This window comes from Sphingomonas pituitosa NBRC 102491, from assembly GCF_001598435.1.
Lineage (GTDB): Bacteria > Pseudomonadota > Alphaproteobacteria > Sphingomonadales > Sphingomonadaceae > Sphingomonas > Sphingomonas pituitosa.
In genome coordinates this window covers 137680-160834 of sequence record NZ_BCYY01000009.1, presented here as the reverse complement: position 1 = coordinate 160834, position 23155 = coordinate 137680, and the positions used below count along the sequence as shown (strand labels likewise).

Annotated in this window: 16 protein-coding genes; 7 read left to right on the top strand and 9 right to left on the bottom strand. The window is 68.0% G+C overall.

Features of this window, described 5'->3' with window-relative positions; genetic code table 11:
• The first annotated feature begins 297 nt into the window (after nucleotides 1–297).
• From SPI01S_RS09940 to SPI01S_RS09925, 4 genes are all read left to right on the top strand, one after another.
• Entirely contained in the window at nucleotides 298–2529 is a 2232-nt protein-coding gene (locus SPI01S_RS09940) for a beta-glucosidase (protein ID WP_066721775.1), read from the top strand.
• Nucleotides 2530–2644: 115 nt separating this feature from the next.
• On the top strand, nucleotides 2645–5821 hold the full coding sequence (locus tag SPI01S_RS09935) for a TonB-dependent receptor (protein WP_066721710.1): 3177 nt from the start codon (nucleotides 2645–2647) through the stop codon (nucleotides 5819–5821).
• Between the two features lie 69 nt (nucleotides 5822–5890).
• Nucleotides 5891–6598: a SapC family protein gene (locus SPI01S_RS09930; RefSeq protein WP_066721708.1), complete on the top strand. Its 708-nt coding sequence runs from the start codon at nucleotides 5891–5893 to the stop codon at nucleotides 6596–6598.
• Nucleotides 6599–6635: 37 nt separating this feature from the next.
• Nucleotides 6636–8126, top strand: coding sequence for a tryptophan halogenase family protein (locus SPI01S_RS09925; RefSeq protein WP_066721706.1), 1491 nt, complete (start codon nucleotides 6636–6638; stop codon nucleotides 8124–8126).
• A 93-nt stretch (nucleotides 8127–8219) separates the two neighbouring features.
• On the opposite strand, the gene SPI01S_RS09920 is transcribed toward SPI01S_RS09925, so the two are convergent.
• Together SPI01S_RS09920 and SPI01S_RS09915 are read right to left on the bottom strand one after the other, a co-directional pair.
• Nucleotides 8220–11954: a LamG-like jellyroll fold domain-containing protein gene (locus SPI01S_RS09920; RefSeq protein ID WP_066721704.1), complete on the bottom strand. Its 3735-nt coding sequence runs from the start codon at nucleotides 11952–11954 to the stop codon at nucleotides 8220–8222.
• Nucleotides 11955–12068: 114 nt separating this feature from the next.
• On the bottom strand, nucleotides 12069–12278 hold the full coding sequence (locus SPI01S_RS09915; protein WP_245653543.1) for a hypothetical protein: 210 nt from the start codon (nucleotides 12276–12278) through the stop codon (nucleotides 12069–12071).
• A 115-nt stretch (nucleotides 12279–12393) separates the two neighbouring features.
• Here SPI01S_RS09915 and SPI01S_RS09910 point away from each other — a divergent pair, with 115 nt between their 5' ends.
• Nucleotides 12394–13128, top strand: coding sequence for an ABC transporter ATP-binding protein (locus SPI01S_RS09910; RefSeq protein WP_066721700.1), 735 nt, complete (start codon nucleotides 12394–12396; stop codon nucleotides 13126–13128).
• Nucleotides 13125–14570: a hypothetical protein gene (locus SPI01S_RS09905; RefSeq protein WP_245653542.1), complete on the top strand. Its 1446-nt coding sequence runs from the start codon at nucleotides 13125–13127 to the stop codon at nucleotides 14568–14570. The genes SPI01S_RS09910 and SPI01S_RS09905 overlap by 4 nt, the downstream gene beginning before the upstream one ends.
• Nucleotides 14571–14574: 4 nt before the next feature.
• Here SPI01S_RS09905 and SPI01S_RS09900 read toward each other — a convergent pair whose 3' ends face one another.
• Nucleotides 14575–15129, bottom strand: a complete 555-nt coding sequence (locus SPI01S_RS09900) for a hypothetical protein (RefSeq protein ID WP_066721698.1) — start codon at nucleotides 15127–15129, stop codon at nucleotides 14575–14577.
• Nucleotides 15130–15344: 215 nt separating this feature from the next.
• On the opposite strand from SPI01S_RS09900, the gene SPI01S_RS09895 reads away from it, so the two are divergent.
• A complete protein-coding gene (locus SPI01S_RS09895; protein ID WP_066721696.1) occupies nucleotides 15345–16340 on the top strand; it encodes a phosphatase PAP2 family protein in 996 nt (331 codons plus the stop codon).
• A 290-nt stretch (nucleotides 16341–16630) separates the two neighbouring features.
• On the opposite strand, the gene SPI01S_RS09890 is transcribed toward SPI01S_RS09895, so the two are convergent.
• From SPI01S_RS09890 to SPI01S_RS09865, 6 genes are all read right to left on the bottom strand, one after another.
• Nucleotides 16631–16993 (bottom strand): hypothetical protein, encoded by a 363-nt coding sequence (locus SPI01S_RS09890; RefSeq protein ID WP_066721694.1) that lies wholly within the window; start codon nucleotides 16991–16993, stop codon nucleotides 16631–16633.
• A gap of 11 nt (nucleotides 16994–17004) precedes the next feature.
• A complete protein-coding gene (locus tag SPI01S_RS09885; RefSeq protein ID WP_066721692.1) occupies nucleotides 17005–18408 on the bottom strand; it encodes an MBOAT family O-acyltransferase in 1404 nt (467 codons plus the stop codon).
• 5 nt (nucleotides 18409–18413) lie between these two features.
• Entirely contained in the window at nucleotides 18414–19694 is a 1281-nt protein-coding gene (locus tag SPI01S_RS09880) for a GDSL-type esterase/lipase family protein (RefSeq protein WP_066721690.1), read from the bottom strand.
• Nucleotides 19691–20653 (bottom strand): SGNH/GDSL hydrolase family protein, encoded by a 963-nt coding sequence (locus SPI01S_RS09875; protein ID WP_169804494.1) that lies wholly within the window; start codon nucleotides 20651–20653, stop codon nucleotides 19691–19693. Before SPI01S_RS09875 ends, SPI01S_RS09880 begins: the two co-directional genes overlap by 4 nt.
• 74 nt (nucleotides 20654–20727) lie before the next feature.
• Nucleotides 20728–21606, bottom strand: coding sequence for a retroviral-like aspartic protease family protein (locus tag SPI01S_RS09870; protein WP_066721686.1), 879 nt, complete (start codon nucleotides 21604–21606; stop codon nucleotides 20728–20730).
• 75 nt (nucleotides 21607–21681) lie between these two features.
• A complete protein-coding gene (locus tag SPI01S_RS09865; protein ID WP_084253372.1) occupies nucleotides 21682–23148 on the bottom strand; it encodes a sensor histidine kinase in 1467 nt (488 codons plus the stop codon).
• Nucleotides 23149–23155: the final 7 nt, after the last annotated feature.

The following is a 23155-nucleotide window of genomic DNA, read 5'->3' as shown; positions in this document are numbered from 1 at the left end:
GACCTGTGTTTGTGCTTGACATCGATGTCAGATCGCATCAGACATCGCTGTCAGAAAACAAGCCCGCAAAAATGCGGAGCATTCAGGGGGAGAGGACATGCCGGGCATTGCTGCCGTCTGCCGCGCGACCGCGCCGACGCCTCTTTTCCTTGACGATCGCTTTCCGGTTCCGGCCCCCTCCTCAAGGGCGGATTACCTGCGGCCGTCGCCTCCCCCGATAGGCGGCGGCCGCATTTTTCGGGCCGTGCCCCTGGGCGCTACGCTGCCCTTCTCCCAGCAACAGGAATGCCCGCGCCGATGAACGCCGTTCGCGCCCTTGCCCTCATTCTCCTCGCCGGCGTTGCGCCGATCGCCGCCTCCGCCCAGACGGCAGCGCCCGCGTGGCAGGACACGCGGGCGCTGCCCGAAGTGCGCGCCGACGCGCTGGTGCGCGCCATGACGCATGCCGAGAAGCTGCAACTCGTCCACGGCCTGTTCCCGCCCCGCGCCACGCCCGCACCGGCGGACATGATCCCTTCGGCCGGCTATGTGCCCGGCATTCCCCGGCTTGGTATCCCGACGCTGCGCGAGAGCGATGCCAGCCTGGGCGTCGCCAACCAGGTCGAGCAGCGCAAGGGGGACGTGGCGACCGCACTGCCCTCCGGCCTCGCCACCGCCGCGACCTTCGATGTCGAGATGGCCCGCGCGGGCGGCGCGATGATCGGCGCCGAGGCGCGCGCCAAGACCTTCAACGTGCTGCTCGCAGGCGGCGTGAACCTCACCCGCGACGCGTGGAACGGCCGCAACTTCGAATATCTGGGCGAGGACCCGCTGCTCGCCGGATATATGGCCGGCGCGGCGATCGACGGCGTCCAGTCGAACCATATCGTCTCGACGGTGAAGCACTTCATCCTGAACAGCCAGGAGACGGGGCGTACCGTGCTCAACGCGCGGATCGATGCGGCGGCACTGCGCGAGAGCGACCTGCTGGCCTTCGAACTGGCGATCCGGACCGGCAAGCCGGGTTCGGTGATGTGCGCCTATAACCGCATCGAAGGCGATTATGCCTGCGAGAGCCATCGCATGCTCACCGACGTGCTGCGCGGCGACTGGCGCTATACTGGCTGGGTGATGAGCGACTGGGGCGCCGTCCATTCGACCGTGAAGGCGGCGGCGGCCGGGCTCGACCAGGAATCGGGCCAGGAACTCGACCGCGACATCTATTTCGCGCCCGAGAAGATGGATGCCGCGATCCAGGCGGGCCGGCTTTCCGAAGCGCGGCTGGACGAGATGGTGAAGCGCATCCTCACCGGCGTGATCGCGAGCGGCCTCTACGATCATCCGACGCCAGCGACCGCCCAGCCGATCGACTATGCCGCGCATGCGCAGGTGGCGCAGCGGGTTGCCGAGGCGGGCATGGTGCTGCTCCGCAACGCGGGCGACGTGCTGCCGCTGGCCAAGACCGCGAAGAAGATCGTGCTGATCGGCGGCCATGCCGATGTCGGCGTCCTCTCGGGCGGCGGGTCGAGCCAGGTGCGCTCGGTCGGTGGCGCACCGGTCGAGATCCCGCTGACCACCGGCGCGGCCGCCTCGTTCGCACGCGTGACCTGGCATGCCTCCTCGCCGCTGCTGGCGATCCGCGCCAAGGCGCCGCAGGCGGTGGTGACCTATGTCGACGGTCGCGATGCCGCTGCTGCCGCTGCGGCCGCGCGGGGCGCCGATGTCGTGGTGGTATTCGCGACGCAGTGGACGACCGAGGCCCAGGACGTCGATTCGCTCGCGCTTCCGGACCAGCAGGACGCGCTGATCGTCGCGGTGGCCAAGGCCAACCCGAAGACGGTGGTGGTGCTGGAAACCGGCGGGCCGGTGCTGATGCCGTGGCTGGAGCAGGTGCCCGCGGTGCTGCAGGCCTGGTATCCCGGGCAGCGTGGCGGCGAGGCGATCGCCGGCATCCTGTTCGGTGACGTCAATCCCTCGGGCCGCCTGCCGATCAGCTTCCCGAAGACCGCCGACCAGCTGCCGCGGCCCAGGCCGGTGGTGCCTGCCGGGCTGAATTCCGACGCGGCGAGCGATGCAGGCGCGGGCGACGGCAGCACGCTGCCGAGCTGGGACGTGGTCTATGGCGAAGGCGCGAATGTCGGCTATCGCTGGTACGCCGCAAAGGGCACGCGGCCGTTGTTCCCCTTCGGCTATGGTCTCAGCTACACGCGCTTCGCGTTCAGCGACGCGCGCGTCACGGGCGGCGCGAAGCCGGCGGTGACCTTCACCGTGCGCAACCTCGGCAAGCGTGCCGGTGCGGTGGTCCCGCAGCTCTATGTAACCGGCCCCGACAAGGGCGCGCCGCGCCTCGCCGGCTGGAAGCGCCAGTGGCTGAAGCCGGGCGAGGCCGTGCAGCTGACACTGGCGGCCGACCCACATGCGCTCGCCCGTTGGCAGGGCGGCCGCTGGACGATCCCGGCCGGGCGCTACAGCCTCGCACTCGGCCAGGACGCAGCATCTGTCGCCACGGTCCAGGCCGTGGATGTGCCCGCAGGACAAATTTCCGATTGAAAACAAATCGAAAGGGGTGAATGCAGAGCAAAATCTAGACAACGTTGTCCCCGGCGCTTGCCGGTAATCGGCGGATAAAAATGGCCCAAGGGCCGGTTCAGGAGGGGAGAAACCCATGCGTATTCGTTCATCATCGCGCGTTCGCGCGGTATCCATGCTCGCCGTTGCGACGGCACTCGCCATGCCCGGGATCGCCGCGGCGCAGACCAGCAGCGCGACCGATTCGCCCGCCGCGCAGGATGCGCCGCAGGACAGCGGCGAGATCATCGTTACCGGCATTCGCGCATCGCTCGAGCGCTCGATCGCGATTAAGCGCGATTCGACCGGCATCGTCGATGCGATCTCGGCGGAAGACATCGGCAAGTTCGCCAACACCAACCTGGCGGAATCGCTCCAGCGCATCACCGGCGTGTCGATCGACCGCGTCAACGGCGAAGGCTCGACCGTTACGGTCCGCGGCTTCGGCGCACAGTATAACATGGTGACGCTGAACGGCCGCCAGCTCGCGGCCTCGAACATCGTCGCGGTCGGCGGCGACCAGGGCGGTGACGGCGCCGGCGGCTTCGGCCGTTCGTTCGACTTCGCCAACCTCGCCTCGGAAGGCGTGAAGACGCTGGAGGTCTACAAGACCGGTCGGGCCGCCATTCCGTCGGGCGGCATCGGTGCCACCATCAACATCGTCGGCGTGCGTCCGCTCGATCGCCAGGCCGGCTTCACCGGCTCGATCGGCGCCAAGGCGAGCTACGACACCTCGGCCGACGACTGCATCAGCTGCGGCAGCCATGTGACGCCGGAATTCTCGGGCGTGGCGAGCTGGAGCGACCAGGAGCAGCGCTTCGGCGTGACCCTGTTCGGCAGCTACCAGAAGCGCAATTTCAGCTTCCCGAGCCAGGCGAACAATTACTGGAACATGCCCCGCCTGTCGGACTTCCTCGATCCGTCGAAGGGCTACGTCACCGCCGGCACCAAGATCAACAATCGCCCGACCGATCCGAACACGCTGGTCGCGGTGCCCGACGACTATCGCCACCACTATTCGGAGGCGAGCCGCGAGCGCATCAACGGCCAGGCGGTGCTGCAGTATCGCCCGTCGGACAGCATGACCTTCACGGTCGACGGCCTGTTCGCCCAGCTGCGCTCGTCCGAGCGCCGCTCGTCACAGTCCAACTGGTTTTCGAAGCCGTTCGATGAAGTCACCTTCGACGATTCGAGCAACGGCATCGCGACGACCAAGTATCTGCATGAGACGCTCAACGGCGTGAAGGACGAGGGCTTCGAGAACGCCTATCGTGCGCAGAAGAACCGGCTGTGGGATATCGGCGGCAACCTGAAGTGGGAGCTGGCCGACAACTTCACGCTGAATTTCGACGGCCATATCGGCAAGGCGGAGAGCCTGCCCGACAATCCCAACGGACAGACCTCGACGGCGGTGGCGTTCAACGGCAACATCGTCACGTCGCACGGCCTGACCTGGGACAATGACGGCTTCCCGACCCAGACGCTGACGATCAACGACTGCTACCAGCAGCAGACGCCGAACAAGGTCGCGTTCACCAACGGCAACTGCAACGGCGTGTTCGATGCGGGCGACCTCTCGGCGGCGGTGCAGCGCCAGTTCGCCTCGACCCAGTCGCAGAAGATCAAGGAAGCGCGCATCGACGCTGGCTGGGATCTGGGTGGCGGCAGCCGCTTCGACTTCGGCGGTGACTTCCGCACCACCAACACCCGCCAGACCCAGTACAATACCCGCCAGACGCTCGGTGACTGGAACAACGCGCTGCCGCCCGACGTCGCTGCCTTCGCGCCCGGCACGGTGCAGCAATATTGCCTGGTCTGCCAGTTCCACCACAACAACGCGACCGCCGATGCGGTGGGCAAGGTGGCCTGGCGCGCCGAGGACGCGACCAAGCTCTACAACGCGCTCTACAACCACTATATCGGCATCACCAATGACGGCGTCAGCCACGCGAACGTCATTGAGGCCAATAACGACAACCGGGTGAAGGAAGACATCTGGGCGGCCTATGGCCAGCTCACCTGGAAGGGTGAGATCGGCGGCCGCAACGCCACGTTGGTGGCCGGCGTGCGCTACGAGCACACGACGGTAAGGGCGACGTCGCTCCAGACCGTGCCGCTCGCCGTGGTGTGGCAGGCCGACAACGACTTCACCGTGCTCAACTCCGCCGATCGCCAGGCCGTATCTGGCCGTGGCAGCTACGACAATCTGCTGCCGCAGATCGACTTTCAAATCGACGTTGCCAAGAACCTGATCGGCCGCGTTTCGTACAGCAAGACGATCTCGCGCGCGCCGTTCGGCAATCTGTTCGCGTCGACCGGTGCGGGTGCCCTCAACAACCCGACGTCGCTGGGCGGCGTCGCCACCGGCAACCAGAACAACCCGGCACTGAAGCCGCTGGATTCGGATAACTTCGACGTCTCGTTCGAATGGTATCCGCGCCGCGACGTGTATCTCTCGGTCGGATTCTTCGACAAGCGGGTGCACAACTTCATCGGCAACTCGGTGGTGCAGCGCAACCTGTTCGGCCTGCGCGATCCCACCGCCGGCCCGCTGGCGCAGTCGGCGCGCAACATCGTCACCGGCCTCGGCGGCGACATCAGCAACGTGAACCTGTTCACGAGCACCGCGATCCTGCAGAAGTACAATGGCAACGTCGCCGCGGCGACCGCCGAGCTGCAGGCCAACTACGTGCCGGCGACGCGGACCTTCGGTTCGAGCTACATCAGCAACACGCTCGCCGCGATCGACGTGATGCCGACCTCGGCCGACCCGCTGCTCAACTTCGCGGTGAACACGCCGATCAACAACCGCGATGCGGAAATCTACGGGGTCGAAATCGCCGGACAGTATTTCCTCGGCAACACCGGCCTCGGCATCGCGGCGAGCTACACGCTGGTGCGCGGCAATGTCGGGTTCGACATCACGGCCGATCCGACCGCCAACCAGTTCGCGCTGTCGGGCCTGAGCGACACTGCCAACGCAACGCTGATCTACGACAAGCACGGCATCTCGGCACGCCTGTCGTACAACTGGCGCGCCAAGTTCCTGAGCGATCTCAATCGCGGCGCGGCGCATAACCCGGTGTTCAACGATCCGTACGGCCAGGTCGATCTCAGCATCAACTACGACCTGACCAAGAATATCGCGCTCAGCTTCGAAGGCATCAACCTCCTGGAGGAAGGCGTCCGCAGCTACAGCCGCGACTATATCAACACCTGGTACGAGTCCGAAGGCTCGGCCCGGTATCTGGTCGGCGCGCGCTTCCGCTTCTGAAGCCCGCCTGTACACTAGGGAAAGGCCGCTCGCCTCGGGCGGCCTTTCTCGTTTAAGGTCCCGGACATCATGCCCCGTGCCGTGCTCAACAATATCGACCATGCCGATCTGCGGATCCGGCTCGACCGTGGCGCCGCGTTCGGGGACGCGGTCAACCAGATGACGGTGTTCCCGACCGAGTTCGAGGCGCTTCAGCGCGACTATGTGCTGATCTTCCGCCGCGACGCGGACGGAAACTGGCGTTCGACCGTGCTGCTCGGCCTCGACGCCGACGAGAATCTCTACCTGGACGGCGACCGCTGGGACGCGGACCAGATCCCTGCGCTGATGGAGATCGGCCCCTTCTCGATCGGCCTGCCGCGTCCCGGCGAGGGCGGCGAGCCGATGATCCATATCGACACCGACCATCCCCGCGTCTCGACCGGCGAGGGCGCGCCGCTGTTCCTCGACCAGGGCGGCAACGCGCCCTATCTGGATCGGATCGCGACGACGCTGCAGGCGGTCTATGTCGGCGATCAGCTGTCGGCGCCGATGTTCGCGGCATTCGAGGCCGCCGGGCTGCTCGAACCGGTCACCTTCGACATCGAACTCGCCAGCGGCCGCCGCTACAAGGTCCCCGATTGCTGGGTGATCGAGGGCAGCCGCTTCGCCGCGCTTGGCGCCGAGGCGCTGGCGGCGCTCCACGCGCAGGATTTCCTGCGCTGCGCGGTGTGGCAGCTTTCCTCGCTCGGCAACCTGCCGCGACTGATCGCGCGCAAGGAACGCCGCGAAGGCTGAGGGTAGAACGACAAAAAATTTCGGAGGGGAACTGGCGATGGACGAGCAGAAGTTTCGGGTAGTGATCGCCGGCGGCGGCACGGCCGGCTGGGTCGCGGCGGCAGCGCTGGTGCGGCATCTGGGCCCCAATCTCGACATTACGCTGGTCGAATCCGACGCGATCGGCACCGTCGGGGTAGGCGAGTCGACGATCCCGACCGCCTGGACCTTCCACAAGCTGCTCGGCATCAACGAGCAGGTCTTCCTCCGCGAGACCAATGCGACGTTCAAGCTCGGCATCGCGTTCGAGAACTGGCTGCGCGACGGCGATCGCTATTTCCACCCGTTCGGCGCGGTCGGCCGCGCACTGCCGCTGTGCGACTTCCAGCATTTCTGGCTGGAGGCGCAGGCGCGCGGCTTCGGCGGGGCGCTGGGCGACTATTCGCTGGAGACCCAGGCGGCGCTGTCGGAGAAGTTCGCCACCGGCGATCCGATGCCGCTCGCCTATGCCTATCATCTCGACGCCACCGCCTATGCGGCGTTCCTGCGCGGACTGGCGGAGGCTGCAGGCGTGCGCCGGGTCGAAGGACGGATCACCGAGGTCGAGCAGGCGGAGAATGGCGACATCGCCGCGCTGGTACTGGAAGGCGGCCTGCGCATCGAAGGCGACCTGTTCATCGACTGCACCGGTTTCCGCGCGCTGCTGATCGCGGAGACGCTGAAGACCGGCTTCGACGACTGGAGCCACTGGCTGCCGACCAACCGCGCCTTTGCGGTGCAATCGGAGACGACCGAGGCGCCGGTGCCCTATACCCGCGCCATCGCGCATGGTGCCGGCTGGCGCTGGCGGATTCCGTTGCAGCACCGGATGGGCAACGGCTTCGTCTATGCGAGCGACTATCTGCCGGACGATCAGGCGCGCGAGCAGCTGCTGTCGGCGGTGCCGGGCAGGGCGTTGTTCGATCCGCGGCTGATCCGCTTCACCACGGGGATGCGCAAGAAGGCGTGGAACCGCAATTGCGTCGCGCTGGGGCTGGCGAGCGGGTTCATCGAGCCGCTCGAATCGACCAGCATCCACCTGGTGATGATCGCGGTGACGCGGCTGCTCCAGAACTTTCCGTTCCGCCGCGACATGGCCGCGCTGTCGGCGCGCTTCAACGCCCAGTCGCGCGCGGAATCGGAGCATATCCGCGACTTCATCATCCTCCACTACAAGCTCAACGACCGGCCGGAGCCCTTCTGGCGCGACCATGCCGCGCGTGCGGTGCCGGACAGCCTGGCCGCGCGGATCGCGCTGTTCGAGGAAGGGGCCTCCGCCTATCAGGAAGGTACCGACCTGTTCCGCGTCGATAGCTGGAACGCGGTGATGCTGGGCCAGGGCGTGCGCCCGCGCCACCACCACCCCATGCCGTCGCAGATTCCGGATGCGGATCTGGAGCGCGCGCTCGGCGACCTGCGTGCGGGCATCGCGGCGCGGCTCGCCAAGCTGCCGGGGCATGCCGAGTTCATCGCGCGCTATGCCGCAGCGAAGGTGCCGGCGGCGGCGTAGCGGCGGCATCGCGGCGAGGATCATCCAACCCAATGTCATCCCCGCCTGCGCGGGGATGATCATGGTCTTTTGGGGAGCCGGGGGCAGCGCTCCCTAGCGTTCTCCCAGCGGCACGCGGTTGTTGTGCAACGTCACTTCGGCCGCGTCGCCCGGTAATGCCACCCGAACGTTCGTGGGCGTCGCGCTGCCGGTCAGTCGCACCCGCACCGTGGCCGTGCGCGGACGGAGATCGTCGGGGGCTTCCAGCGCCGGAATCGTCGCGCGGCCCAGTTCGCCAGCCGCGCCGGACACGATCACCGTGCCGCCCGCTATCCCCACATGCCCCAGGCTGTGGACGGTCACCGTCACCGTCCGGCCGCGCACCACCGCATCGTCGCGCCCGATACCCAGGTCGGGGCGCCGCTCGACCGGATCCCCTGCGGCCTCCAGCGCGAAGACCCATTTGCTGGCACCCACGGGAAAGTGAATCGCGACGTCGCTCGACCGGCCGAGATCGAGCGACCGCACCGTGCCGTCGGGGCCGCGCATCGTCCATCGGCCGGCCGTGACGTTCCAGGTCGTCATCGTCGCGTCCTGTGGTGTCGCACTGGTGTTGAACGCCTCTACGGTGAAGCCGGCGGGCGTGGCGCCGGGCACCAGCAGCGCCACCTGCTCGGCGGCAGCGTCGTCGGCGAAGCGCCAGCTCACCGCATTGCCCGGATAGGTCTGGTTGCGGCGGAGCGCGATGCCGCCCAGCCGGGCACGCTGGAGCCACTGGTTCTCGCTTTCCACGCGGTCGGTCCACCAATGGCCTTCGGTCATCATGTACAGGCGCGCCGACTTTTCGAGAATCGCTGCTTCGTGCAGCGCCACCAGCGGGGCCGGATCGCCGCTGCGGGTCCAGGCGGCGATGCGCGCCGCCTCGCTATCGCCCTTGGCGTTCACCAGCGCCCGCGTCTCGGGGAGCAGTGGGCCGTTCTCGTTGATCTCGCCAACGGACCCGGGCCTCGCCTGCAGCGGCCGGAGATATTTGGCGTCGCCGGTGAAGCTGTACGCCGACCATGCGGTCTGGAGCGGCGTGCTCACGCCGCCGCCGTCGCCCGCGCGGGTCGCGTCGGTGCGCCAGTTGATCTCGTTGGGGAAGCTCCAGCGGCCATCGGCATCCTGCTTGCCATGGGCCAGCCAGCCATCGGCGAGGCCGGTCACCAGCCCGCGTGCCTGCGGTCCCGCGTTGAACAGGCCGAGCAGGATCGGCGCGTGCATCACCACATAGCTATAGGGCTTCTGCCATTCGAACGCGCCCTCGCGGTACATCTTCCGCGCGCCATACCAGTTGCTGGCGAAGTGGAGATGGCCCGCGGGGTTGGGCAGGATCACCTTGCCCAGCGCCCGGGTGGTGGCGAAGAGGCGCTCCACCGTCTTCGGCTCGCCCCAGTTAAGGTAGAGCCGCGCCGCGTCGGCGTTCAGCCCCTCCTCATAGGCATGCAGCTCGTCGGTGGTGATCGTGCCGAGCCCGCCCTCGATCATGCCGTTGCGATAGGCGGCGTCGTCCAGTGCGCGCAGCGACGCGTTCACCTTGTCCGGGATCACCCCCATCAGCGCGAGACCCGGCCATTGCTGCATCAGATCGGAATCGTCGCTGATCCCGCCGCCGAAATCGCCGTACGGCACCTGGCGGTTGTCGATCCACCATTCGACGAAGCGGCGTGTAAGCGCCAGGTCCTGCAGCTGCCGCGCGGCCCAGGCGGGGACGCCGGCGGGGATGGGCGGTAGCGCCTCGGTCGGCATGTTTTCCGGTCGATAATCGATGTCCGCCCAATAGGCGCGCATCTCCCTGTTTTCGGGGTCGACGCGGAGCAGGTCGCTCGCATCGGTGCGTACCCGGCGATAGAGCGCGGCGCGTTCGGACGAGGTGTGTTCCTCGACCAGGAAGCCCCAATTGTCCTTCACCTGGTGGAAGCGATCGGCGACATGTTCCTTCAAGGCTTCCGCGCGGGGCTTGAAGACCAGGCGGATCTCGGCGCCCTCCAGCGCCTCGGCATCGAAGTCGGGCGCGGCCGACGCGATCGTCAGGAACAGGCTGTCGTCGCTGAGGATGCGGTCGCGCAGGTCGAGCCACAGGGTGCGCGCCTCGCCGGGGCGGACCGAGACCGACAAATCGAGCAGGTCGCGCTGCGGCCAGATCGGGTCATGGACGCGGAGGTTGAGCGGGATCAGCCCGTCCGCATTCGGCTTCGCCTTGAGCGCGGGCAGGTCGATCGCGATGCCGTCCAGCCCGTCGTGCAGGTTGCGCCAGCCATAGTTGAACGCGCGGGCGAGCGGCTGGTCGGGCGGGGCCTGGTTGAGGTTCGACGGGATCAGGATGTGGACGATCGGCCGGGGGTTCGCGGGCCGCACCGCCGCGCCGCTGTCGCCGGCCGCACCGGCGCCCACGGCGGCGCGCACGCCCGACTTGGGCATGGCCAGCACGGTGCTGCGCTCGTCGGGGGAAAAGCGGCCGGCGATATAGGCGTTGAGGCTGTCGAGCGCGGCGAGGTTCGCGGCGGCCTTGGCGTTGACCCGGTAGCTGAGCTTGAAGCTACCCTCCGGCTCGCGGCCGCCATCGACCTGATAGGCCCAGAACTCCTGGATCGGCTGCTCCTGCATCACGTTGCTGAAGCGCAATAGGCCGCCCTTGCGTTCGGCCAGGACATCGACCGAGCGCACCACGCCCTTGGCGCGATCCGCTACCTTGGCGAAAGCTGCGCCATCGGCCGACCAGGCGAGGTCGCCATAGGCGGCGCCGCGGATCTCGACGCGGTTGAATGTCTCCCCCGCCGGCACGGTCAGCGTGTAGGCCTTGCCGCCCTCGACATAGGTGTTCCAGTCGGGCAGCTCGAAATAGTCGTCGCGGCCGGGCAGGCGCGAACGGTTGTAGACGCCGGGCCAGGTGGTCTCGGCGATGCCGTCGACGCCCTTCCACATCCATTGCTTCTGGTCGCGGGCATCGGCGAACTCGACCTTGCGGACGCGCGTCGTCTTGTCGGTGAGCGGCGGCGGCGATCCCTTGTCCCAGCCATAGCGGTGCAGCCAGGCGGCGCGTTCGGCGGCGGTGTCGGGCGGGGGCGGGGTGCCCGGCAGGCGGCGGTCGGCCAGCGCCGCGACATCGGCGGGGCCGAGCATGCGATCATAGACCCGGATTTCATCGAGGTCGCTGCCGCGCATGAAATGATAGCGGCTCTGCACCTGGTGCGGGCTGATCACCCGGCCGGCCATGCCGAACTGGTCGAGGCCGGAATCGAGATCGGCGACCTGGTTGCGCCGCGCAACTTCACGCCCGTTGCGAAACAGCCGCACGCCCTGCGTCTCGTCCCAGGCAAAGGCGAGGTGCTGCCATTCCTCGGGCGCGGGCACGCGGTCCAGCTGGAACGAGACGCGGATCCGCGAGAGGTTGGCATCGGTGACGAAGGCGTCGAAGCCGTGTCCGTTCCAGTCGATCCGCAGGAACGCCATGTCCCAGCTCGAATGGTCGGCGAAACCGGCGCGGAAGATCACGAACGGCGCTTCGCCCAGCGGCGTGCGCGCCCGCCAGAAGAAGGCGAGGGTGCCGCGCGCCGCGCGCATGTTGCCCGGTGCGTTCCAGGCGACATAGCCCTCGTCCGCCCAGCGCGCCGCGCCGCCCACGGCCCCGTCGGGCGTGATGGTGACGGCGGACCGGAAGTTGGGGACCGGGTCCCCCTGCGCGACGTCCGCGGTCAGACTCTTGTCGGCGGAGAGGTGGAAGAGGAGGCCATCCTCCCGGGGCGCGGGCTGTGCCAGGGCCGGTGCCGCGGCAATGAGCGCCCATGCCGAGATGCCCCAATGCCGCATGCGATCCTCCCGACTATCCTGTCCTCGGGTCGCATGCGATTCACCGTCCCATGCGTACCGTTGTTGACACCGGTAGCAACTCGGGGCGGCGCTGCCAATGGGCGATGGGCAGCCCTAGCGGCGGCTGCCGAGCAGGGCGATCTCCGCGACGCGCAGGCTGAGCTGGTCCGCGGCCGCAGCATCGGCATCGCCCCAGGCGAAGGCCGGGCGTGCGTTGCCCAGATCCGCGCGCACCCGCTGGGCAACGCGCTCCAGTTCGTGCGGCGTCGGCGGCCGCCCCTCGGCGATGCAGGCGATCACTTCCGGCGCGATCGTGCTTGGCATTGCGAACATCCTTACCCCTCCCGGTCCGTAGCGGAAGCTGGGGACGAACGAACGCCAGAAAAGGTCCATCACGGCGCGCTTGCGACGAAGCGCGCGGCCGCTAGGATCGGCGCCAATGTCCATTCCCGCGCTCCGCATCGCCGGCCTGCAAAAGTCCTTCGGCAAGCCCGTCATCACCGGCCTCGACCTTATGGTGGGGGCGGGGCAGCTCTATGCGCTGCTGGGCCCCAACGGCGCCGGCAAGACGACGACCTTGCGCATGGCCGTGGGCCTGACCGAGCCCGATGCGGGCAGCATCGAGATCTTCGGCATCGACGCGCGCACCAGCCCGCAGGACGCCAAGGCGATCACCGCCTGGCTCCCCGACGAGCCGATGCTCTACGACAAGCTGACCCCGGCCGAATATCTCGGCTTCGTCGCCGGGCTCTGGCGGATCCCCCCGGACCAGGCCGCGCCCGAGGCCGAGCGGCTGCTCCGCTGGCTCGAACTGTGGGAGGTGCGCGATACGCGCTGCGAGGGCTTTTCGCGCGGCATGCAGCAAAAGGTCGCGCTGGCCGGCGCGCTGATCCACGATCCGCAGCTGCTGATCCTCGACGAGCCGCTGACCGGCCTCGACGCGGCGATGGCGCGATCGGTGAAGGACGCGCTGCGCGCGGCGGTGGACCAGGGCAAGACGGTGATCGTGACCACCCATATCCTCGAGGTCGCCGAGCGGCTGGCCGACCGGATCGGCATCATCGCCGGGGGCACGCTGCTCGCCGAGGGTACGCTGGAGGAGCTGCGCGCGCTCGCCGGATCCGACGAGGCGACGCTGGAGGATACCTTCATCCGCCTGACGAGCCGGTCATGATCGGCTGGGCGATGCGGCGGCTGCCGCCCGGGAGCCTTGCCTGGCTGACGCTGCACGAGCTGCGCGGCACCACGCGCGCGGCCGGGGGCGGCAAGACGCGGTGGATCGTCGGCGCGCTGGTGCTGCTCGGCTATACCGGGCTGGGCGTGTTTTTCGGGACGGTGCTCGCGGACGAACCGTTCCGCCCCGGGCCGCTCGCCTGGCTGGTCGTGCTGATCGCCGCGATCCTGCTGTTCACCTTCATGACCACCCAGGCGCTGCTCGCCAGCCAGCGGACGTTGTACGAGGCGGGCGATCTCGACCTGCTGTTCTCCGCGCCCCTCGATCCGCGCACGATCGTCTCGGCCAAGCTGCTGGGCATCGCCGGCGGGGTGATGCTCACCTTCTCGATCTTCCTGTTGCCGATCCTGCTGCCGGTGGCGTTGCTCGGCCATCCCGAGCTGCTCGGCGCACTGGCGCTGTTGGTGGCGCTGGCGTGCACGGCAGCGTGCCTGGGGCTCGGGGTAACGCTGCTGCTCGCGCGGACGGTGGGCCCGCGCGCGGCGCGGACGCTGGGGCAGATCCTTGCGGCGCTCACCGGCGCGAGCGTGTTCCTTGCCACCCAGATCCTCAACCAGCACGACGATCGCCGCGAGTCGGGCACCATGCTGCTGTTCGAGGCGCTGCGCAGCCGCGGCTATGGCAGCGGCGGGCTCAGCGGCCTGCCGGGGCGTGCGGCATTCGGCGACCCGCTGGCGATGACGCTGCTGCTCGGTGGGGCGCTCGCGCTGTTCGCGCTGGCTGCCTGGGGGATGCGCCACGCCTTTCTGCACAGCTACCGTGCCGGGGGCGCCCGCCCCGCGGCGAACCGGACCGCCAAGGGCGGAATCGCGCGCCATTTCCACCGCGGTCTGTTCACCTCCATCTTCGTCAAGGAGCTGCGGCTGCTGCTGCGCGATCCGGCGCTGATCTTCCAGGTGCTGCTGCGGATCGTGTATCTCGCGCCGATCCTGCTGCTCGCCTTTCGCGACGGGCGATCGCTGCCGATGGCGCCGACGCTCGCCTTCACCAGCGTGGTGATCGCCGGGCAGCTGGTGTCGAGCCTCGCCTGGCTCGCCGCCTCCGCCGAGGATGCGCCCGATCTGCTGAAGGTCGCGCCGGTCGCCAAGGACGATCTCGACTTCGCCAAGCTGCTCGCGGCGATGGCGCTCGCGGCGCCGCTGGGCGTGTTGCTGCCGATCGGCATCGCGCTGGAAACGATCCCCGGCGCGCTGGTGACGCTGGTCTTCACCGCCGGGGCGGGCGGGGTGGTCGGCTATCTCGAGGTCGCCCATGCCCAGCCGGCGCCGCGCTCCACCTTCCAGCGCCGGCAGAAGGGCGGGGGGATCGTGCGCAACCTGATCGAATTCGTGATCGCGCTGCTTCTGGGGCTCGCGGCCGGGGTGGTGGTCTACTTCCTTTGAGGCGTCAGGCGCCCGGGTGGAGCGCCCGGCGTGCCTCTTCGGTCACCGCATAGACGGCGTGGCGCTGGGCGCCGCGATTGTGGTGATCGACGCGAAAGCCCTGATAGTGCCGTCGCACCAGGCCGGCGCGCACCAGTTCGGACACTGCGCGGCTGACATTGGTGCGGCCGGAGAGGCGGATGCGGTGCTGCACCTCCGCGTCGATTGCCGCGCGCGCCGCCTCGGGATCCGCCGGGAGGGTACCTGCCTTCTCCAGATCGGCGCGCGCGCGTGCCGCCAGTCCCAGCCGGCGCGGATCGCGCCGCGCGACGGGGGACAGCGCCTCGCTCAGCCAGTCGCGCACCGAGAGGCGGCGGCCTTCGCGTTCGATCCAGGGGCCGGCCCAGCCGGTGCGGTCGCTTGCCTGGGCGATCAGCTGGAGGACCATGAAGCTGTAGCGCGGTCGCTCGCAGGTTGCGCTCAGCCGGTCGAGCACGGCAGGCAGATCCAGCGCGGGAGCGGGGGAGGCCGCGTCCGGCCGGACGCGAGTGGCGGCGGCGAAGAGATCGGGCTGGAACATAGCAGGAATCTAAGCACATCGCGATTCGCCTGTGAATCCCTTCCGTACGGCGACGTGCATTTGGACCAGCCATGGCACTTTGCCCGGCGGTAAAGTGCCATGGATGGCAGGCGGGAACTGGGCTAGGCGGGGACGCACCGGCGCGGTAGGGTCGGAAACGGCGCGCGGACAGCAATGGCAGGCGGGTCGCCCCGCACTCTCGACGAGCACGTTCCTTGACCGATCCGCACTCTTCTTCCGCACTTCCCGTTCCAGCCGCGCTGCTTCCCGAGGCTTGTGACGATGCCCGCGCCGCCATCGGCTTTTCGGGCGGGCAGGTCGGTGCGGCCGTGATCGCCGCGGTATCCGCCTGTGCGTTGCTGCTCTGGATGGCGGGCCTGACGATCGACCCCTTCGCCCACAGCAACATTCCCTACTACGCCATCCTCGCGATCGCCCCGCTGCTGCGGCTGTGGTGCCAGCGCGATGGTCGGCGCTGGAGCATCGTGTTCGCGCAGGTGGTGGAATATTATGCGCTGTTCATGGCGCTGGCGCTGGTAGGTGCCATTACCTCCTATCCGGTGGCCGCGATGAGCCAGGGGTTCGCCGATGCCGGCCTGCAGCGGATGGACGAGCTTCTCCAGTTCGACTGGCTGGCCTGGTACCGCACCGTTGCGGCGCATCGCTCGCTCCAGCTGCTGGGTATCATCGCCTATCAGAGCATCTTCCTCACGCCGGCGCTGCTGCTCGGCTGGTTCGCGGTGACCGGGCAGCGGCGCGAGGCGCATCGCTTTCTCGCCGCCTTCGGTATCGCCGCGGTGCTGACGCTGGCGATCTACAGCCAGATGCCTGCAGTCGGGCCGTTTTCCTATCTGTGGCACGGGCCGATTCCCTATATGCCGGTAAGCGAATTATGGCAGCCGGACCTGATTCCGGCGCTGCGCGACCACACGCTGACCGTGGTCGATGTCGGCCAGCTGCGCGGGTTGGTCTCCGCGCCCAGCTTCCATGCCGCCTCCGCGACGCTGTACATTGCCGCCGCCCAGCGCTGCGGCCCCTTGCGCTGGTGGCTGACGGCAATCCCCTGCGCGATGCTGCTCTCCACGCCGGTGGAGGGCACGCACTATCTGATCGACCTGATCCTCGGCGCCGGCGTTGCGCTCGTCGCCTGGTTCTTCGCGACGCTGCTCGTCCGCTGGCGGGTGCGGACGGCGGGGGCACTGTCGCAATAACGGACGCGGCGGCGCGGGCAGACCTGCGACACGGGGTCGCGGGGGGTGGCGATTGCGCTTCCGCCGGAGATCGCGCGAGGGCTAGGCACTTACAATCAACCTGCTAGGCTTGGGGATACCTCGGCCGCCTCACGCCGATGGCCGCGACACTGCGGCGTCGAAAGGGAGGGCGGTCCCGTTTCCAGGTTGTCATCGTTCGAAGCGGTCTTCACCGAAGGGCCGGGACTAAACACCTACAGTATTTTCGAGTTGGCCGTTTACGGTCAACGGCTCGGAAAATGCGGCAATCTCTAGGGTGCGGTGGTGGAATCCGCCGCGCCTGCCGCATCTGGCTGCTCGTTGCCGAACCGGGCCTTTCGCGCCTGCATCCACTGGCTCCGCAACCAGCGCGCCGGTCGGTCCTGGTGCCACCGCACCGTGAATGCTGCCCAGGCATGAAGCGGTTCCTGCAGCGCGGCGGCGACGGGGCCGGGGGGCAGGTCGTCGGCCCATTCGGACAGCCCCGTCCCGTTGCCGAGCGCAAGCAGCAGCGCCGCGACGACCATCGAGGCGGTCGTCCAACGCCACGGTGCGCGTCGGTCGACCTGCGCCGGCACGAGGTTCACGGGGGATCCGATTTCGGCGATTTCGCCCCGTTCGGCGCCGATGGTCATCCCGCGTCTCCTCAGAACTGATAGTAGATGAACGGGGCGACGCCTTCGGGGCGCATCGCACCGATCAGCAGCAGGCCGAGCGCGAGCAACGCACCCACCAGCGGTGCTGGCCAGTGCCGCATGCGTTCCGCCAGCTGCTGCAGTCCGCGCGGCGGAAGTGCGTGCATCGCCAGCCCGATCGCGACGAGTGCGAGGGACAGCGGCGTGACGAGCGTGTTGCGCCAGTCTCCCGCACCCAGTCCGTGCAGATAGGCAAGCGCGTCCGTAAGGCCGGGCGCGCGGAAGAAGATCCAGCCGAGCACCACGACATGAAAGGTGATCAGCATGCCGATCCACCGCGGTACCGTCACCCGCCCGGCGACCAGCCGTGCGAGCCCGCGTTCGATCGCCAGCCAGCCGCCGTGGAGCGCTCCCCACAGCACGAAGGTCCAGTTGGCGCCATGCCACAGGCCGCCCAGCACCATCGTCAGGAACAGGTTCAGCATGGTCCGCAAGCGGCCCTTACGGCTTCCCCCGAGCGGGATGTAGAGATAGTCGCGGAGCCAGCTGGAAAGGCTGATATGCCAGCGGCGCCAGAAATCCTGCAGCGAGGCGGCGCGATAGGGCTGATCGAAGTTGCGGGGAAAGCGATAGCCGAGCAGCAGTGCCAGCCCGATCGCCATGTCGGAATAGGCGGAGAAGTCGCAGTAGATCTGCACCGCATAGCCATAGGCGCCGAACAACAGATCCAGGCTCGACCGATGGGCCGGATCGCGGAAGGCCGGATCGACCAGCGCCGTCGCCAGTTCGGAGGCCACGACGACCTTCTTGAACGCACCCCACAGGATCAGCAGCAGCGCCGCTGCGGCCGCCCCACGGTCCAGCCGCGGCGCCGTGCGGAACTGCGGCAGCAGATCCGACCCGCGCACGATCGGCCCCGCGACCAGATGGGGAAAGAACGACATCAGCAGCGTGAGGTCCAACCAGCTCGCGGGCGGAATGCGCCGCTGCTGGACATCGACGAGGTACGATACCGCCTGGAAGGTGAAAAAGGATACGCCCACCGGCAGCAATATCTGCAGCAACGGCACGTCGCGGCCGAACCCGAGCGAGAAGAGCAGCGCATCCAGCTGCTCGAGGAAGAACCCGGCATATTTGAACGTCGCCAGCACCCCCAGGTTCAGCACCACCCCCAGCAGGACCAGCCCGCGCTGCCGCGCCTGCGCCGCTGCGGCCGCAATTGCGCGGGCGAGCAGCCAGTTGCCGCTGGCGGACAGGAACAGCAGCAGGACGAAGCGGGGATCCCACGCGCCGTAGAAGAACCAGCTCGCCATCAACAGCGCGATCTTGCGCCAGTCATTCGAACGGTTGAGCGCCCAGGTGACCGCATAGACCAGCAGGAAGAAGAGCCCGAAGCTCAACGTGGGAAATTGCATCTAACTCAACGGTTGGGCGATGTGGTGGCGTTGGTGCGGGGCTCGGAGCGCGACGGTGCCATCGCATCCTCGAGGTCTTCCTCCAGGCGCCGGGCGATCTCTGCGGCGCCCTGCGTGGTGAAATGGACATGATCGCCCCGCATCAACGGCGGCTGGCGGGTGGCCCAGTCCGTGGCGGTGCAGCGCCCGCCCATGCTTGTCGACCAGTCCCAATAGGCGATGCCGCGCTGATGCGCGATGCGGCGCTGAATCGCCTGCACCGTTGCCAGCGCCGCGGTGGGGCGCCACGGATCTGCGGGGTCGAGGCCGGGGCAGGGAGGCGAGACACCGCCCGCGCCCCCTTGCAGCGATGCGAGCCTGGTCGCGGAATCGGGCGCGCCGACCAGCAGGATCGGGACGCCGGGTGCGAGCCGCTGCAATCGGGCGATGCCCGCGCTCAGCTGTTCCGCGTAGCCGCCGGCGGTGAAGCGCGGGTAGAAGGCCTCGTTCGTGCCGAAGGCGAGGACGAGCAGGTCGGGGCGATAGGCGGCGAGCTCGCGTGCCATCACCGCTTCATCGGTGCGATCATAGTGGAGGAATTGTGCCCCCACCGTGCCGAGATTGGACAAGGTCACGCCGCCTGCCGGGGGCGCCTCCGTCGCCCAGGACGTGATTGTCACCACGCCCTGGGTAACCACGAGCGCGGCGCTGGCGCTCGGCGTCTGCGTCTCGACGGTGGTGCAGTCGCTGCCCGGCACCGGCGCCGCCAGGGACCAGCTGCGTTGCTCGGTGCCGAGCGTGAGCATTACCGCCCCGGCTCCCGGACCGGTGAGGGCGCAGACCGTGAAGCGGCCGAAGCGCTGCGTGCTGTCGTCCGCGCGCAGGCCCATGGCGGCACCGGGGGCGGCGCTGGTAAGGCTGTAGCCGCTCAGACCGATCGGCGTGGCCCAATCCGGATGCCATGCGGCGCCGAAAATGCCGCTGGTGACCCAGGTGCCCGTCTGCGTGGCGGTGACGTTGCGTGTCAGATAGCCGGCATAGGGCCGCCCGGGTGGCAAAACGCCTCGACCGGCTGCGCCGAACCGCGCCTGGAGCAGCGTTCGCCAGCTTCCGGTCACCTGATCGGCAGCGGTGTGACTGTCGCCGATCTGGATGATCCTGACCGTGCGGGCGGTCTTGCGCGCGGTCGCCAGCTTCTCGAACACCGGGGCCAGCCGGTCGGCATCGCAAAGCGACCGGCTGCACCCTTCCTGCGCGAGCGGCGCAGCGGTCTGCAGCAGCATTGCGGCAATCAGCGCCGCGATCATCTGGCGCGATCCGTTCCGGTGCCGGCACGCAGCTTGTCGCGCATCGCCGCGATGCTTGATGCGAGGCCCTGGGTGAGGTGCTGATAGCCCACGCCCAGCATGTGAACGCCGTCATTGGTACGGATGAGTTTGCGGGCGCCGGTCTTGTCGTCTGGCAGATAGGCGGCGTAACGCCCTTCTGCGTCCACGGAAAGCGAACGGGTTTCGAGGAACGGCACGTTCAGCCGGCGCATGTGTTCGGCATAGAAGGCGTTCATCGCCTGGATCGACGCATCGAGCCGGGCGTCGCGCATGGCGGGCAGCCCGACCCAGTAGACGGCCGCCCCGGTCGAGCGGGTCACGGCGACGAACCGGTCGATCCGTTCGCCCACCACGCGCTTCCAGCCTTCGCTGAGCAACGGCAGTTCATGGCCCGCATCGTAGAAGGGCACGGCGTCGTTCGCGCCGAAGCAGATCACCGCCACGTCCACCGGATCCGCGGCGAGTTGTTCACGGGCGCGATCTTCCAGGTTCAGGCGATGATATTGCGTGAAGCCGGTTGCTTCCTTGGCGAAGCGCAACACTTCGAAGCCTTTGTCGCGCGGGAGCTGGTGGTCCAGCGCTTCCCACAATCCGACGCCGAAGCTGTCGCCGAATACGCCGACGCGGACGATGCCACGCTGCGCCACGCGCGCAACGACGCGCCGGTCGACGGCATCCTCCGCAGGGAGCGGGGGCGACGATTGCGGCGTCGAGACCGGCACCGAGACGGGCGCGGGCTGGGGCGGCGGCGCCGGGCGTCGCAGGTCGAACGATATGCCGACGCAGATACCCGCGACAAATCCGACTGCGAGGACCGCGCCGCGATCCATCACGATGCGCGCCGGGTGCAGAAATCGCCTTGCGGGTCCGGTAGGAGATGCGCCGCCGGCGCCATGCTGGAGGCTGTCCGTCGCATCCGGGGGAAAAACCAGTTTCACCTTCGATTCCGTTCGGTCCGTGGATGCGCCATACCTGCCGCTGTCCCCTTGCGACGGTTTGCGCGTTGTCATGCCTAGCGTGTCGGAGCGGGTGGCGCTGCTGCCGGTTGCTCCGGGATCCGGACTTGGAACTCCGCACGCGGAAAGTCGAGCGCGAATGCATCGAAAAGGTTCAACAGATCGGCGCCGAGGATGATTTCGGGCTTGGCGTCGGCGCTGCCGGCGCCGGTGAAGTAGATCGGCACGTCGTGCAGGGTGGCTGGTCCGATCTTGACGCTCGCCATGCGGGTACTGCGGACCCCCTGTTGATCGGCCGTGGCGCCACGGATCTGGCCGGCCGCAGCCAGACGGGGATCGTCCGGCGTCCATCCGAGCGCGCGAAGGGCGGCGGCATTGGCGATGGTTGCAGATGCGCCGGTATCGACCAGCGCCTCGATCGTAACGCCGTTGAGGATCAGCGGCACGAGCAGCAGGCCGTTGTCGCCAATCCGGCCCTTCAGGGCAACGAAGCGGCCCTGCACCGCGGCCGAGGGGCGTGCGACGACGCGGCCCGCCGCGCGATCGAACATCAGCTGACGATCGCCGAACGACTCCATGCCAAGGATGCCGAGCGCGGTCGTGACCTGCGGATTGGGGAAGCGGAACAGCGCGACATCGCGCTGTTCGAGCAGCGCGTTGGCGAGGTGATCGACGGGATACAGGGTGGCGGCCGCGCCGCCGGTCGCGCCGACGATCCGCATGTCGCTGTCCATCGGCGGCAGCTTGAGTCGCTCGGCCAGTGCCGGTGCCAGCAGGCTCGACTGGGCGCCCGTGTCCAGCACCATGTCGAACGGGCCCTGCCCGTTGATGCGTACCGACACCACCGGCCTGCCGCGCGGATCGTAGCGCAGGGGTTCGGAGGCGTCCTCGACCGGCAGGACGGCGAAGATGGCGGGCAGCGCAACAGGAAGCATCGGCAGGGATTCCGGCTATGGGACTGCCGCCCGCCTTGCCACGCCAAGCTTGCCTGGAGCTGGCCGCGGTACCAATCAGAAGGTGGCGTCGAAGGAGGGGATGCGCACCGTCGCGGCGTTAGCGGCCCCGGTGCGTCGTGGATCCGGATCGTTCGGCAGCCGGAGCTCGAACACGGCGCCTGCCCCTTCCGCGTTGCGGGCGGCCACCGTCCCGCCGTGCAGCGTCACCACGGCCTTGACGATCGCGAGGCCCAAGCCATGGCCGCGGCGGTTGCTGGGATGTCGCACGAAGGGCTCGAACAGGGTGACGGCCTTGGCGGGATCGATCCCGGGCCCGAAATCGCGGACCGAGAGGAGACCGTCGGCATCCAGCGCGACGAACACCTCGCCCCCATCGGGCGTGAAAGACAACGCATTGTCGATCAGATTGGCAATGGCCACTTCAATCAGCTCGGCGCTGCCGACGACAGGGAAGGCGTCGGATTGCGGCGCGAAGCTGATCGCGATTCCGCGCGGGGCGGCAAGCGGCCCCAGGCTTGCGATCACCTTGCGGGTGCTTGCGACGAGATCGATCGTACCTTCCACCTCAAGCAGCGTGTTGATCTTCATCAGCGTCAGCAGCTGGTTCACCAGGTTCGTGAGCCGGCGGACATCGCCGATGAGCTTATCCTTGATCGGGGCTTCGTCGAGCAGTTCGAGCCGCGTCCGAAGCACGGTAAGCGGCGTGCGCATCTCGTGCGCGGCGGCGGAGAGGAAGAATTTTTGCCGGGCCTGGGTGGTCGCCAGCCGGCCGATCAACTGGTTGACGGCCCGCACCAGCGGCAGCACCTCCTGCGGAATGCCTTTCTCCGGGAGCTGAAGATCGAGCCGGTTGCCATCGAACGATTGCGCCACGCGGGCCACGCGCCGGATCGTCCACATGTTGAACAGTATGACGAGCGACACCAGGGCAAACACCGCGCCGACCGACAACAGGAAGCGGTCGCTATAGCTCCAGAATATCTTGCGAAATGCCCGGTCCGTGCGATCGATGTCGGTAGGAAAGGGATGCTGGAGACCGAAATATTCATAATAGCGCGGAGACGCGCAATAGATATATTCCATCTTTCCTATCGAACCGGCGGTCGACAGGTTCTCGAACATCTGCATGCACAGGCTCGGAACGGGGGTTTGTCGGCGCACCGCCTCGAGACGGGCCAGGCCGGTCCGTTCGAAATAGACGGGCGCCGAAAGATTGCCGAGCGTTCGATCGCCCACACGAATATAGTAGCGGAAGCCGGGATTGCGCTGCCTCGCCGCCGTCATCACCGCCTGGAACTCGCGCGACACGGCACGATCGGGATGCCCGTCCAGCATCCAGATTTCGGCGTTGATCGTCTCGCTCACTTTCTGGGCGCTGACATCCAGCGGATCGAAGGCGCTTGGCGGCAGCACGTCCAGAATGGGCCGGATGGCGAGCACATAGACGCCTAAGGCGACCAGCAGCAGCGTGAGCAGCGCCATCTGTCCGAACATCGATCGATGCGGCCATGCTCGCGCCATGCCCCTT

Excerpts from the sequence above, each read along its gene's own strand:
- SPI01S_RS09915 (WP_245653543.1), bottom strand. The coding sequence starts at position 12,278 with ATGCCAAGCACGATCGCGCCGGAAGTGATCGCCTGCATCGCCGAGGGG.
- SPI01S_RS09940 (WP_066721775.1), top strand. The coding sequence starts at position 298 with ATGAACGCCGTTCGCGCCCTTGCCCTCATTCTCCTCGCCGGCGTTGCG.
- SPI01S_RS09910 (WP_066721700.1), top strand. The coding sequence starts at position 12,394 with ATGTCCATTCCCGCGCTCCGCATCGCCGGCCTGCAAAAGTCCTTCGGC.
- SPI01S_RS09900 (WP_066721698.1), bottom strand. The coding sequence starts at position 15,129 with ATGTTCCAGCCCGATCTCTTCGCCGCCGCCACTCGCGTCCGGCCGGAC.
- SPI01S_RS09935 (WP_066721710.1), top strand. The coding sequence starts at position 2,645 with ATGCGTATTCGTTCATCATCGCGCGTTCGCGCGGTATCCATGCTCGCC.
- SPI01S_RS09925 (WP_066721706.1), top strand. The coding sequence starts at position 6,636 with ATGGACGAGCAGAAGTTTCGGGTAGTGATCGCCGGCGGCGGCACGGCC.
- SPI01S_RS09880 (WP_066721690.1), bottom strand. The coding sequence starts at position 19,694 with ATGATCGCGGCGCTGATTGCCGCAATGCTGCTGCAGACCGCTGCGCCG.
- SPI01S_RS09890 (WP_066721694.1), bottom strand. The coding sequence starts at position 16,993 with ATGACCATCGGCGCCGAACGGGGCGAAATCGCCGAAATCGGATCCCCC.
- SPI01S_RS09905 (WP_245653542.1), top strand. The coding sequence starts at position 13,125 with ATGATCGGCTGGGCGATGCGGCGGCTGCCGCCCGGGAGCCTTGCCTGG.
- SPI01S_RS09885 (WP_066721692.1), bottom strand. The coding sequence starts at position 18,408 with ATGCAATTTCCCACGTTGAGCTTCGGGCTCTTCTTCCTGCTGGTCTAT.
- SPI01S_RS09870 (WP_066721686.1), bottom strand. The coding sequence starts at position 21,606 with ATGCTTCCTGTTGCGCTGCCCGCCATCTTCGCCGTCCTGCCGGTCGAG.
- SPI01S_RS09865 (WP_084253372.1), bottom strand. The coding sequence starts at position 23,148 with ATGGCGCGAGCATGGCCGCATCGATCGATGTTCGGACAGATGGCGCTG.
- SPI01S_RS09920 (WP_066721704.1), bottom strand. The coding sequence starts at position 11,954 with ATGCGGCATTGGGGCATCTCGGCATGGGCGCTCATTGCCGCGGCACCG.
- SPI01S_RS09930 (WP_066721708.1), top strand. The coding sequence starts at position 5,891 with ATGCCCCGTGCCGTGCTCAACAATATCGACCATGCCGATCTGCGGATC.